Source organism: Pirellulales bacterium, assembly GCA_019694455.1.
Taxonomy (GTDB): domain Bacteria; phylum Planctomycetota; class Planctomycetia; order Pirellulales; family JAEUIK01; genus JAIBBY01.
Map to the genome: position 1 here is coordinate 55001 of JAIBBY010000016.1, position 13222 is coordinate 68222.

Here is a 13222-nt window from a genome sequence, read left to right on the forward strand (position 1 = left end):
TTACTCTCCCTTTCGCCGCTTTCCTCTCCTTGCGGAGATTCGCGCTCGACTTGCATGCCTAATCCACGCCGCCAACGTTCATTCTGAGCCAGGATCAAACCCTTCAATTGGTTTTTGCATAGCCGCCAGTCCTTGCGGGCCGACGGTTGGTTAGCCATTGAAAAAGTCTGTGTTGGCTCCTGCTTGCCCCGGCATCCCACGATCGAAGTTGCCTTCGAACACAGAACCCGGGCACGGCCAAACTCAATACTTGTTTTGGCTGTTTTGGGGCCACTACCAAATTGTCAAAGAGCAAACTATTTCCCAGATTTGCGACGATGCAAGCACCACCGCTCCAACTGGGATTGGGTAGTATATCGGAGTTCCGATACCTGTCAACGCGGTCAAAAGAAAACTGAAACTTTTCTTTTTGCCGTAAGCCAGGGAAGCCGGGTGGCTTCTGACTACCTTGCATCCTCCGCCCGCAAACCACTGGCTGGCAGGCCGGAGGATCGCAGATTGAGTCAGGCATTTCGCAGCCTGACTCCGCCGCGCGGGTCGATGACTCACGTGGCTTCGGTATTCTACGGGCAGCATGCGATTTTGTTCAAGGCATCGCAAAAATAATTTTGCAATTCCGACGCCACGACCTGCGCGATGGCGCAAAGTGCGCCTGCTAGTCGCCATCCGTTTCGCCCAACACCACGCGAAACGCCTGCTCTTTGCCGTCGCGCAGCGCGTTGATCGTCACGGTTTCGCCTGGTCGATGACTCTCGACCGCGCCGAGAAAATCGTCGGCGGTTTGCGCCAGTTCGCCATTGACGGTGAGGATGGTGTCGCCGGCGGTGCGGTCGATCTGTTCGTAGACGAGTGGACCGCGGCGACGGCGCACGACGCGCGCGCCGCGCAGTCCGGCGCGTTCGGCGGGTCCGCCTGGCACGACCTGGGCGATGCGCAATCCTTTTTCGGTCTCGTACACTGCGGCGACGCCGGCATCGGCGCGTACGACGTGCCCTTTTTCGATCAATTGCGGCACAACGCGCGCGATGGTGTTGATGGGAATCGCGAAGCCGACGCCGCTGCTCTGCCCGGTGCGGCTGGCGATGGCCATATTCATGCCGATAAGTCGACCACGGCTATCGAGCAGCGGTCCGCCCGAATTGCCGGGGTTGATGGCGGCATCGATCTGAATGATCGACTTGAGCGAATGGTGATTGCGGGCCGGCAGCGTGCGATTGAGGCTGGAGACGACACCGGTGGTGAGCGTGCGTTCCAGACCAAAGGGATTGCCGATGGCAAAGACGCTCTGCCCCACGCGCAGCCGCGATGAATCGCCGAACGGCACAGGGATGAGCATTTCGGGCGGGGCGTCGATCTTGATGATCGCCACATCGTTGATCGAATCGCGACCGACCAGTTGACCTTCGAAGCTTTGACCGTTGAACAAGGTGACTTGAATTTCGCGCGCGTCCTCGACGACGTGAAAGTTGGTGAGGACATGACCGCTGGTGTCGATCACGCTGCCGGAGCCGGTGCCGTCGGTGGTGGCGTCGAGAAAGAAAAAGGCGTCGGCGCGGACGCCGCGGGTGCTGATGTTGACGACGCTGCGATTGCAATTTTCGTACACGCTGACGGCGCTACGTTCTTCGACAGCGAGATCGGCCAGGGAGTTTTGCGGCCGAGCGGGGGGAGCGACGACCGGGCGCTGGGGCGGCGGTTGGACCGCCGTCTGCGGCGCCGGTAGCACGATTTCTTGAGCCGTGGCGGCTGGAAAACGCGCGGTGTCGATCCAGACGATCGCCGCCAGCGCGCCGCAGAAACCAGATAGGGCGCAGAGGATCAGGGACGTTGTCGTAGCGCGAACAGACATCTTGGCGCGTCCTCCCAACTCTTCAGGCATGCGATAGTCCAATGCGCCTTTGAAGATATGGCATTGTCGATGGAGCGGCGAGAGCGCGCCGGCGCGATTGGCATCAACCGCAGCGCCGGCAGAACCAACGCATTTGATTGTTATTGGGCCGCCGTAAAGTCAAGCCGAGCAAGCAACTTCCTCTGTATTGCCTAATGCCCCTAGCTTGCTTGCACCGATATGACATACGGACAGTGATGGCAGAACGGAGACAGCGGTTTGCAGTTCGCATGTCGAACGCGACCGGCCAGTCATACGCCCGCTTCCCCCTGAACGCTCGGTGCGGCACAGCCAGGCACACGGCGTCGGCGGGCGCAACTTCCGCGTTGTTCCTTGGAGGAAACTAGGAATGAAACGCTCACGATTCGCGCTCTCGTTGATCTTGGGAGCGATGACCATCTTAGCGCTCGGAGATGGCATACCGCCGGTTGAGCAAGGCGTGGCGGCAGATTTCTTCGACTACTCTTGCGACCCGCTTTGCCCGGGCGACTTTCGGCGCGTGCCCGACCGATACTCGTGGTTCGACCGCCATGTATCGGCGCCAGCGACCACGGTGACGGTGTCGCGCATCGAGACGGACGACGCCGGCTACTTTGGACTGGTCGCCGACGCGCACCAGATCACCAGCGTCTATCGACTGCTGCTGGACCATTTTGCCTGGGCGGGGGATGTGGTCGAGCGCGAGTGGGACCTTTCGCCCGGTTTCGACTACGGCGCCGTGGCGGTCGATGAGATCGCCGAGAGTGTGCCGGCCGACGTGGCGCTGGATTGGAGCGGCATGCCGGCGCTCAACTGGCACAACGAGTGCGATATTTGCCCCAGCTACGACGTGCTGAGTGGCGCGCTGGCTGACGCGCCCGCAACGGTGGGGGATTTGAGCAATCTGGTGGCGGAGTGGCGCTGCAGCGAGATGGACGACGCGGCCGAAATCAACGCCGCGAACGAAGGGGTGGCGCCCGAAGTGGCCGCGAGCGCGGACGCCGAAGAAGCGGTGGACGGCGGCGCGGCGTACGAGCAGTTGTCGCTCGAAGCGGGACCGATGGCGGATCAGTGGTTGAGCGAGATCGCCGAGCAGGCCGCGCAACAAGCGGTGCTGGCGGTCACCTCGCGGCTCCTGCTTGGCGGGCCGCTGGAGACAGAATCGTTCGACCTGCTGGCGGAAGGGCCGCGCGGCGTTTGCCCGTTGCTGGCGGGGGAGGCGGGCGAGCCTGACGCGCCGAGCCATCCGCAGCGCACCGACATCGGCTGGTACGCCACGCAGTCGCCGGCAGCGGATAACGGCCCACGCCTGGCGGCCGGTCCGCTGCCCGCGGAGCAGCCCGCTGATCCCGCCGCCGCGGCGCGGTTTTCCGAAGCACTTGCCGGGGCGCTAGCCAACGCCGCGCGGGCGCTGGACGCGGTGTCGGCTGGATTGCAGCGGGTGAGCGAGCACGCATCGTGCATGGAGCGCAGTGCCGCCCAAAGCGCGAAGCGGCCCGCGCCGCCGCGGGAAGAAGCTGGCGACGTGCCGACGTCGGACATCATTTACCAGGAGATCTAACGGACCTGGGATCGCACAAGGCCAAAAAGCGGGCGACGTTCTCCAAGACGATCCGCGCCGGACTCCAATTCGGTGCGGATCGTTTTTTTGTCGCTGGACTGGAGTCGGTCACACCAACGGCTTGCGACCCGTGAGGCGGCGCCACATGGAAAGTTGACCGAGATGTTGCGACTCATGCGTGCTCATCAGGTGCGCGACCAGGTCGCCAATAGTTTTGAGCGGGGTTGCCTTGAGCAGTTCGACCTCATGCGGGCGAGCCAGATGATCGGCGGTCGCTTGACCGGCTAATGTGGTGAGGCGCTCATGCCCTTCGCGAATCGCCGTGAGCAACTCGGCTTTGGTGGGACGCGATTTTTGCGGCACGGCAGCGGAGCCGGGACCGAACTCGGCATGCCACTCGCGCGGACACTTGCGCTCGGCGCCCAGGGCCTTGGCGGCGTAGTCGGTGGCGACGGCGAGATGACCGAGGATCCAAACTGGCGGATTGACGTCTGGCGCGGGTTGCAGCGTCATTTCGGTCTCTTGGATGTCGGCGGTCAGCGCTTCCATGAGCCAAAGATTGAAACGACTGAGTTTGCACGTCTGCTCGAGCATGGTGGACCATCCTCCGTCGCGGGGAAATCAAAGCCACCGTGGCTTCGCGACGAGCATGCTACCGCGCCTCCGATGCGCGGCACAATCAATGGCGATCAGGGCGCATTGGCCGCCGCAACTCGCTGGGTCCAAAATTCGAGTGCGCGATCGTACAGGACACGATCGGCGGGCGAGGCGCCCGACTGATCGGAACGCTGGCGGGTCCAGTCGAGAAAGAACTGCGCGGCCGATTTGCTGACGCGCTGCTGGGCGTCTCCCACTTCGACATAGTATGGGCCAGTGGAGGCGAAGCGGTAGGTATGCTCGACCTCCGTGACGACGCGAACCAAGAACCAGCCGCTCTCGGAGAATTCGAGCGGTTCGAGTCGCCCTGCCTTGGCGTATTCGCGAAGCGAAACGGAGCGCTCAACTTCGCCATTTTTGATGATTTCCAGATAGCTCACCGGGTCGCGCGTACTCAGCGTGAGACTGACATCGAGACTGACCGTTTCGCCAGCGGGTGATTCGAAGACATGCCCGGGAAGCTGACCGCGCACGTTAGGCCGCAAGAGTGGGCCGTTAGTCACCATCACGCGTCCAGCCGCGAGCGCTTGCCAAAAGGCCTCGCTGCTCCAGGACTCGCCCAGATAGACATACACTCGGTTGTAGCCAACGGGGTTGGCGGCCACACCCGAACCGCTGCCGGCGGTGGGAGGCAAGCGCAGCCCAGTATTGAGCAGTTGATAGTAGATGTGCTGCGACCAGAGGGCGTTGGCGAAGGGACCGGAGAAGCGTTTGTCGCGCGGTCGGCCGCCAGTTTCTTTGTTGACCACTCCACTGCGCAGGAGATGGTCGTTGGCTAGTTCGACGGAATCGACAAGGCCCAGCGCGGCCGCGACCGGCAGATCCCAAGAAAATGGCCGGGCGACGTCGATCCAGTTTGCTTTGTCCTGCCGCGCGGCGTGCAGAAACTGGAGTCCCGATTTTGCTTCGAGCGCGGCGGACGGAAGCTGCAATTCGCCAGTGCGGCTGAAACAGAGCATGGTGTTGCCGGCTAGTTCGTGTTCGTAGGCGGGAAAAACGGCTCGTTGCTGCTCGGCGAGTTGCGAAAGCTTGGGATCGATGGTTTCCGCAGTTTTGAGCGGCGCGACCGCGGCGACGTGCAGATCGTCGGCGGCCATTAAGAGTTCGATGTCGCGCAGCGGGCGGTGAACATGGAGGTCGGCGGAGCACCACCCCTCGGCGGCCATGTCGACCGCCCTTTTGAGTGTGACTGTTTTCTCGTCGTCGGCGTGGTTTTCGATGACGAAGTGTCCGGTGCAATTGACATATTCCGGACCGCGTTCGATTTCGAAAGTGTAGGCGCCTTTGGGGAGTTGAAGCTTGATTTCTCCCGGAAAGACAAAATGGTCGTCCCAGTAAGGCAATCGCTTGTAGGGACGCGGCTTGCCATTGGCGCCTTTTAGATGCATGCGGCAGGGAACCGGCTCGCCGGTTTCGGAATCGATGGTGACGAGCTTGAGTTGTCCGCCGCTTGCCAATGCGTGTTGGTCCGTCGACAACACCACAAGCGCGGCGGCGCACCATCCCCAAACAGCAGCAGTGCGAATTTGCGGCATCGACGGGAAGTACCTCTGGATCAGTCGGACGCATCGCACGTGCGACACCGCTTAACCGTAGCACGCGGCGGCTTTTACCAAGGCCGAGACCATCGCGGCGGGGGGCGCTGTTGATGCCGATTGTGGAACTGTCCTAAAATTCAGGCGACTGGAGGGTCGCTACCACGGACTGACTGGTATCGGTTCGGCAGGGCGACCAGCACCGCGTTGCGTTTTGGCAACACAGCCATAGGGCCACAATGGCAGAGGATTACTACGAACTGCTGGGCGTTCCCAAGGGCGCCTCCGCGGACGACATACAGAAGGCCTATCGCACGTTGGCGCGCAAGTATCACCCCGACTTAAACCCCAACGACAAGACGGCGAAAGAGAAATTCCAGAAGGTCCAGCAGGCCTTTGAAGTGCTCAACGACGCCAAGAAGCGGGAAATGTATGACCGCTACGGACCAGACTTTGAGCACATGGGTCCTGGCGGACCAAGAGGGGGCGGCGGCGGATTTTATCCGGGACATGGGCAGCAATCCTGGGAATTTTCCAACGCCGAGCAAGGATTTGATTTCTCCGACCTCTTTGGCGGGGGCGGCGGAGGAGGAGGCGAGTCAGGCGGGTTTGAGGATTTGCTGCGACAGTTTGGCCGAGGGGGACGTGGCGGGGGCGGGGGACGGGCGAAGGCCCGTAAAGCGCGCGGCGCCGATGTGCTGTATGAAATTTCGGTGCCGTTCACGGTCGCAATACGGGGTGGACAACACCAACTGCGGGTGCAGCGCCCCACCGGTGAACAACACACCATCGACGTGACGATTCCGGCGGGCATCGAGGACGGCAAGAAGATTCGCCTGCGAGGCCAGGGGGAAGTAGGGGTTCGCGGCGGGCCTGAGGGCGATTTGATCATCACCGTGCGGGTGGCGGAGCATCCGCACTTCACCCGGCGCGGCGACAATCTGTATGTGCGCGTGCCGGTGACATTGGCCGAGGCGGCGCTAGGCAGCAAGATCGACGTGCCGACACCGGATGGGACCATTACGCTGAAAGTTCCACCGGGTAGCTCGTCTGGCGCCAAACTGCGAGTCCGCGGTTTTGGCGTGGACGGCAAACAGGGGCGCGGGGACTTGTTCGCGGAACTGCAGATTGAGCTGCCCAAGGAACTGAGCGAAGACGATCAGGCGGCGATTCGCGCAATTGACGAACGAAATCCGCTTTCGCCGCGAGCAGGGTTAAACTGGTAGCTGACCCACTGGAAGGCCGAGATGTCGACGCCACGAGCGCGCGAAGCCGAATCGGACGGCGCGCCAATTACTGGCGCGGAGCGTTATCGATTTGGCGCCACGCGGCGGCTGCGCACACAGCGCGACTTCGACGAGGTGTATCGGCGCCGTTGTTCGGCCAGCGACCAGTTGCTCGTGCTATATGGCTGGCCCAACGCGCTTGAAGAGTCGAGGTTGGGGCTGAGCGTTTCGCGCAAGGTGGGTGGGGCCGTTGCGCGGAATCGCTGGAAGCGCCGGCTGCGCGAGACGTTTCGGCTGTCACAGCATGACTTGCCGGCGGGTTTTGATTGGATCGCCATTCCGCGGGCCGGTAGCGAGCCGCCAATGGAGCCGTTGCGCGATTCGATGCTGCGGCTAGCGCGGCAAGTGGTGGAAAAGTGCCAACGACGAGGCGGCGCGCGCCATGCGTAAGGCGATTTCCTGGCTGCTGATTCTGATGGTGCGACTGTATCAGGCGACCTTGAGCCCGCTGTTAGGCGGACACTGCCGATTTGAGCCAAGCTGCAGTCACTATTTTATTCAAGCGGTGGAGAAACATGGCCCGTGGCGTGGGGCGGCCAAGGGGGTGGCCCGCATCTGCCGCTGTCATCCATTTCATCCGGGGGGGTACGATCCTCCATAGGCGCCAGCACGGCGCGATAGCAGCTCCCAATCGGCCGTATTTCGCAGGGCTGCTCAGGGCTTAGGAAGCAAGCCATATTGACCGGCCAGGGGGCAACCACTATTTTTCTCGCCGCTACTAAGTCTCTTAATCGCTCCCCCCACGTCGCCGCACATGGATGTAAGGCGCGCAGGAACGCATGACGGCAAGACGCCGGCAACCAACTGGTTGCACCGGAACTGGCGCCGCGCGCTTCGATGGAGCGCCCTGTCGCTGGGGTTCGCGGTACTGTCGGCGGCGGCGCCGGGCTGCGCCGCGACGAGCATTCGGTCACAAAGCCCCGAAGATATTGCCGCCGCAGGCGCCGAGCGGACGCTAGTTGGCGAACTGGCGGTGCCCGATGGACTACAGCCGGTGGCGGTGGAAGCAGTCGCGCTGGTGACTGGTTTGGCGGGGACGGGGTCGGATCCGCACCCAGGTCCAGAACGCGCGGCGCTGCTCAACGACATGCAGAAGCGCGGCGTCATCAATCCGAATCAGGTGCTCGCGTCGTCATCGACCTCCTTGGCGCTGGTCCGCGGCTATATGCGGGCAGGCATTCAGGCTGGGGACCACTTTGATTTGGAAATCCGCGTTCCGTCGCGCAGCGAAACCTCCAGCCTGCGCGACGGTTGGCTGATGGAATCTCAGCTCCGCGAAATGGCGGCGCTGGGCAACCAGATACACGAAGGGCATCCGCTGGCCCGAGCGCAAGGGCCAATTCTGGTCGATCCGGCGGCGGAGTCGAGCGGCAACACGATTTCGCAAACGCGGGGACGCGTGTTAGGTGGCGGAATCGCCAAAAAATCTCGGCCGTTGCGACTGGTGCTGAAGCCAGATCACCGTTCGGTGCGCAACAGTTCGCAGATCGGCGCCATGTTGAATCGCCGGTTCTTCATGTACCACCAGGGAATCAAACAAGGCGTTGCCACGCCCAAGACCGACGAATATGTGCAAATCGAGGTGCATCCTCGATACAAGGACAACATTCCACGGTACATGCAGGTACTGCGCGCCGTACCGCTGCGCGAGACGCCGTCGGAGCAGATGGAGCGGCTGAAGTTGCTCGAACGGCAATTGCTCGATCCGATCACCGCCGACGCCGCCGCGCTACGATTGGAGGCGGTTGGCAAGGCGGCGGCCGACACCTTGGTCATCGGCGTCAAATCGGAAGACCCCTTGGTGCGATTCTACGCGGCCGAAGCGCTGGCCTATCTCGACGATCGCCGCGCGGTCCCCGCCTTGGCGCAAGCCGCGCGTGAGGAGCCGGCGTTTCGGGTGTACGCCTTGTCGGCGCTGGGGGCGATGGACGACTTTTCGGCTTCGCAGGAACTGCGAGAAATGCTCGCTCTGCCGAGCGCGGAGACGCGATATGGCGCCTTCCGCGCGTTATGGGCCATGGATCCGCACGATCCTGCGCTGGCGAGCGAGAATCTTGGGGACCAGTTCAGCTATCACGCGCTGGCCGTGGGCGGGCCGCCGCTCATTCATCTGACGCGCAGCTTTCGCGCTGAGGTGGTGCTGTTTGGCAAAGAGCATCGCCTGAAGACCCCGGTAGTGCTTGACGCCAGCCAGCGCATCTTGATCAAGGCCGACACGCCCGACGAGGTGGTGATCTCGCGGTTCGAAGCGGGCAGCGACGTGCAAAAACGAACGACGCCCAACTCGATTGACGCGATCGTGCGAGCAATCGTCGAACTGGGGGGCAGCTACCCCGACGTGGTGCAGGCGCTACAGCAGGCCAAACTGAAGAAGTGCCTTTCCAGCCGGTTGGAAATCGACGCGCTGCCGCAACCCGGACGCGAGTACACCTCGCACTCGGCGGACGGGGAACCGGCCAGGGGCGGACGCCAACCCGTGGTTTCGACCCCCTTGCCCGACCTATTTGCGACGCCCAAGGAGGAACGGGAGGAGAAGCCGGCGGCCGAGGACGCTGCTAGCGATTCGGAGCCCCCATCGGCCCGGAAGGGCGGTTTTCTTGCTAGACTGAGGGATTGAAAACTCACCCAATTCCCACCGGACCGGGGCGCAGCGCCACTTCTTCATGCTCAAAGCCCTCGAACTAGTCGGCTTCAAGAGCTTCGCGGATCGGACGCGATTCGAGTTTCCGCCGGGCATTACCGTGGTCGTCGGCCCTAATGGCTCCGGCAAGTCGAACGTCGTCGACGCTATGAAGTGGGTGCTGGGCGAGCAGAGCGTCAAGAGTCTGCGCGGCAAGGAGATGGCGGACGTCATCTTTAACGGCTCGGGCAGCCGAAGTTTGTTGAATTCGGCGGAAGCCACCCTGACGTTCGACAACGCCCAACGCCAGTTGGCGCTCGACTCTCCCGAAGTTCACATCACTCGTCGCGTCTACCGCAGCGGCGAGGGGGAGTATCTGATCAATCGTCAGCCGTGCCGGCTGCGCGACATTCGCGAGCTGTTCTCGGGCACCGGCGCCGCGACCGAGGCATATAGCGTCATCGAGCAGGGCAAGGTCGACGTGCTGTTGCAGTCGTCGCCGCGCGACCGGCGAATGATCTTTGAAGAGGCGGCGGGCATCAGCCGCTTCAAAGCCAAGAAGGTGGAATCGCTACGGCGGCTGGAACGGGTGGAACAAAACCTGTTGCGGCTGTCAGACATCGTGGAGGAAGTCGACAATCAACTGCGCAGCGTGCGACGGCAGGCCGGCAAGGCGCAGCGGTACCGCGAATACAGCGAACGCTTGAAGTTGCTGCGCCTGTCGTTGGGCGCGGCCGATTGGCGTCGACTGGGCCAGCAATCGTCGGAGCGCGAGGCGGCGCTGGCCGCCAGCAGCAACACGGCGGCGCAGCAACGGCAATCGATTGAACAACTTGAACTTCGGCAACGCGAGCTGGAAGCCGAGCTTTTGTTGTTGGCCGAGGCCAGTCGCGCGTGCGACGCGCGATTGGCGAGCAGTCGCGAGTTGATTGTCGGCGACGAGGCGGCCAGCAATCACGAGCGCGAGCGTCTAGCCGACCTGGAGCGCGAACGGGACGCTCAGCGCGGCCGATTCGCGAATCTAGCGGCGCGGCGCGGCGACTCTGGCGCCGAATTGGACGAGGTGGAACAGTCGATCGAGCATGCGCGGGCTGAGCGGGAGCGACTGGCCGCGGAGTTGGCCGAACGGCAAGCGGAGGCGGCTGAATTGGCGCGCCTGCTAGGCGAGTTGCGCCAAGAGAGCGAGGCACGCCGCGGTTCTTACATGAACCTGATGCGTAGCGCAGCCGCGCTGGGCAACCAAACTTCTGCCCGCGAGCAGCAGTGGGAAGCTGCCAACGCCAGTTGTGAGCGGGGCCGCGCCCGGATGGTGGAGATTGAATCGCAATTCGCGCAGCACCGCAGCGACCAGGAGCGGATCGCGGCGCAACTGACGTCCCATCAAGAAGTGCTATCGCAGCGCCAGGCCGCGACTGCCGAGGCTAAGTCGGCGCTGGACGGCCTGACACACGAGCAAGAGACACTGGCGGCGGATGTGGCCCAGCTTCGCGAACGGCACTCCGCGGCGCGCGAGCGGTCGAAGGTCCTCAAGGAACTGGAAGACCGCATGGAAGGGGTCGGCGCCGGAGCGAAAGAGCTCTTGATGCTGGCTCGGCAAACGGAGAACGGCCCCTTAAGCCAGGTGCATGGCCTGGTGGGTCACCTGTTGACCGCGAAGCCCGACATGGCGCATCTGATCGACGCGGCGCTTGGTCCTGTGGCCGAGCATCTGGTGATTGCGCCCGGCCAGGAGTTTTTCGATTACCTCGTGGCCGAGGCATATCGGCTGCCCGGGCGGGTCGGTTTTATTTCGATCGACCACGACAGCGGAGAAACCCAACCCGACGGTCCGGACCTGTCGGGGCTAGCTGGAGTGATCGGCCGAGCAACGGAGTTCGTGGAACCGGCCGACGAACAGAGTCTGGTGGTGAGCCGACTGGTAAACCGGCTGTTCGGTCGGACTTGGATCGTGGAAAGCTTGGCGCAAGCGCTGGTGTTGTCGCGGGGTGCCGCGCATGGGATGCAATTGGTCACCTTAGCTGGGGAGGTGGTAGGTCCGGATGGCCTTCTTGCCGCGGGGCCACGACAGGCAGCGACGGGACTGATATCGCGGCGCAGTGAACTGCGGCTCTTGCTCAGTCAGTTAACTGAGTTGGCGACGACCGTGCGCGCGCGGGAATCGTCCGCCGCAGCGGTGAAAGGCAAGTTGGTCGGCCAGCAGGCGCAGGTGGAAGCTCGGCGCACCGATCAATTGGAAGCGCAGCACGCAGTGACCGAACTGAAGGCGCAGCTCAAAGAGCTAGCGCATCGCGACGCGCGGTTGCGGCAGCAGCAACAGAACATCGCCAAGGACCTGAACGCGGCAACCGCAGCGCGCGACGAAGCGGAGCGGGGGTTGAGCGCCGCCCGAGGGGAACTGGCGACGATCGAGGGAACTCTGACGAGCATGGAAGGAGAGATTGCCGCCGCGACCAGTCGACTGGAACGACAGGACGAGGAGCGGCGAGCGTCCGCGCAGGACGCCACCCGCATTGAAGTGCGCATGGCGAAGCTGGACGAGCAACTAGCGCGTTTGCAATTGCAACGGGCGCAGTTGGCGGATCATCGCGAGCAGCGCCAGCGCGTGCTCGACGAACACGCCGGACAACTGGCGCGACTCGACGAGCGGATTACCGCCTGCGCCGCGCTGATCTTGCAGCACGATTCGCGACTGGCGCAAGTTTATCTCGACAAGCAAGCATTGGAGCTAGAGCGAGCGCGGCAGCTCGACCATTCGCGCGCCGTGCAGCAAGCGCGCGGTCAATCGCTGGAAGACGCCCAAGCGCTGCGCGCTAAGCTGCGAGATTGCGAAGTAGAAACTCATCGATTGGAGTTGGCGCGCCGCGAGTTGGAGCTGGAACGATTGGCGCTGGCGAACCGCCTGCGCGACGATTATCAGGTGGAATTGAGCGAGTTTACCGGCGAGATCGACACGCCAGACGAGCGATCACGGGAGGAGATCGACGGCGAAATCGCGGAGCTGCGTCGAAAAATCAACTCCATTGGGGCAGTGAACCTGGACGCGCTGGCCGAACTCGACGAGTTGGAATCTCGACATCAGAACCTCACCAGCCAATTCCAGGATTTGGCGCAGGCCAAGAGTTCATTGGAGCAGATCATTGGCAAGATCAACGGCGACAGCCGACGCTTGCTGGCCGAGACGTTTGAGACTGTGCGCGGGCACTTTCAGGAGTTGTTCGCCAAGCTGTTTGGCGGGGGACATGCCGACATTGTGCTGGAAGCGGGCGTCGACATCTTGGAGAGCGGCATCGAGATTGTGGCGCGGCCGCCTGGCAAAGAACCGCGGAGCATTTCGCTGTTGAGCGGCGGCGAGAAGACGATGACCTGCGTGGCGCTGCTGTTGGCGATTTTTCGGAGTCGGCCCAGCCCGTTTTGCGTGCTGGATGAGGTTGACGCGGCGCTGGACGAGGCAAACATTGAGCGCTTCGTGGGCGTATTACGCGAGTTTCTGGCCTGGACGCAGTTCATCATCATCACCCATTCGAAGCGAACCATGACCTGCGCCAACACGCTCTACGGCGTCACCATGCAGGAGACCGGGGTGTCGAAGCGGGTATCGGTGCAGTTTGAGGATGTGAGCGAGACGGGAGAAATCCTCAGCACGGCTGGCCGCGACGACGAAACGCAGGCGGCATAGCCGTCTGGGAGAAATCGTTT

9 protein-coding genes and 1 rRNA gene (1 of these 10 only partly in view) are annotated in these 13222 nt (G+C 62.8%); 6 read left to right on the top strand and 4 right to left on the bottom strand.

The window, feature by feature from the left end; all coding sequences use genetic code 11:
* Window positions 1-110: ribosomal RNA gene (locus tag K1X71_08670) — 16S ribosomal RNA — on the bottom strand (it extends 1418 nt beyond the left edge of the window).
* A 545-nt stretch (window positions 111-655) separates the two neighbouring features.
* Window positions 656-1879: a trypsin-like peptidase domain-containing protein gene (locus tag K1X71_08675; protein MBX7073209.1), complete on the bottom strand. Its 1224-nt coding sequence runs from the start codon at window positions 1877-1879 to the stop codon at window positions 656-658.
* Between the two features lie 358 nt (window positions 1880-2237).
* Between K1X71_08675 and K1X71_08680 the strand changes: the two genes are divergently transcribed.
* Complete coding sequence (locus K1X71_08680) at window positions 2238-3428, top strand: hypothetical protein (protein ID MBX7073210.1); 1191 nt, start codon at window positions 2238-2240, stop codon at window positions 3426-3428.
* A 108-nt stretch (window positions 3429-3536) separates the two neighbouring features.
* Here K1X71_08680 and K1X71_08685 read toward each other — a convergent pair whose 3' ends face one another.
* Both K1X71_08685 and K1X71_08690 read right to left on the bottom strand, forming a co-directional pair.
* Window positions 3537-4022, bottom strand: a complete 486-nt coding sequence (locus K1X71_08685) for a DinB family protein (GenBank protein ID MBX7073211.1) — start codon at window positions 4020-4022, stop codon at window positions 3537-3539.
* Window positions 4023-4117: 95 nt separating this feature from the next.
* A complete protein-coding gene (locus tag K1X71_08690; GenBank protein ID MBX7073212.1) occupies window positions 4118-5620 on the bottom strand; it encodes a CehA/McbA family metallohydrolase in 1503 nt (500 codons plus the stop codon).
* A gap of 239 nt (window positions 5621-5859) precedes the next feature.
* On the opposite strand from K1X71_08690, the gene K1X71_08695 reads away from it, so the two are divergent.
* The 5 genes from K1X71_08695 to smc all read left to right on the top strand — a co-directional run bounded on the left by K1X71_08695 (window position 5860) and on the right by smc (window position 13202).
* Window positions 5860-6846 (top strand): J domain-containing protein, encoded by a 987-nt coding sequence (locus tag K1X71_08695; GenBank protein ID MBX7073213.1) that lies wholly within the window; start codon window positions 5860-5862, stop codon window positions 6844-6846.
* Window positions 6847-6867: 21 nt separating this feature from the next.
* Entirely contained in the window at window positions 6868-7296 is a 429-nt protein-coding gene (rnpA, locus tag K1X71_08700) for a ribonuclease P protein component (protein MBX7073214.1), read from the top strand.
* On the top strand, window positions 7289-7507 hold the full coding sequence (gene yidD / locus K1X71_08705) for a membrane protein insertion efficiency factor YidD (GenBank protein MBX7073215.1): 219 nt from the start codon (window positions 7289-7291) through the stop codon (window positions 7505-7507). Before rnpA ends, yidD begins: the two co-directional genes overlap by 8 nt.
* A gap of 153 nt (window positions 7508-7660) precedes the next feature.
* Window positions 7661-9523: a flagellar basal body P-ring protein FlgI gene (locus K1X71_08710; GenBank protein ID MBX7073216.1), complete on the top strand. Its 1863-nt coding sequence runs from the start codon at window positions 7661-7663 to the stop codon at window positions 9521-9523.
* 46 nt (window positions 9524-9569) lie between these two features.
* Window positions 9570-13202, top strand: a complete 3633-nt coding sequence (gene smc, locus K1X71_08715; GenBank protein ID MBX7073217.1) for a chromosome segregation protein SMC — start codon at window positions 9570-9572, stop codon at window positions 13200-13202.
* Window positions 13203-13222 lie beyond the last annotated feature (20 nt).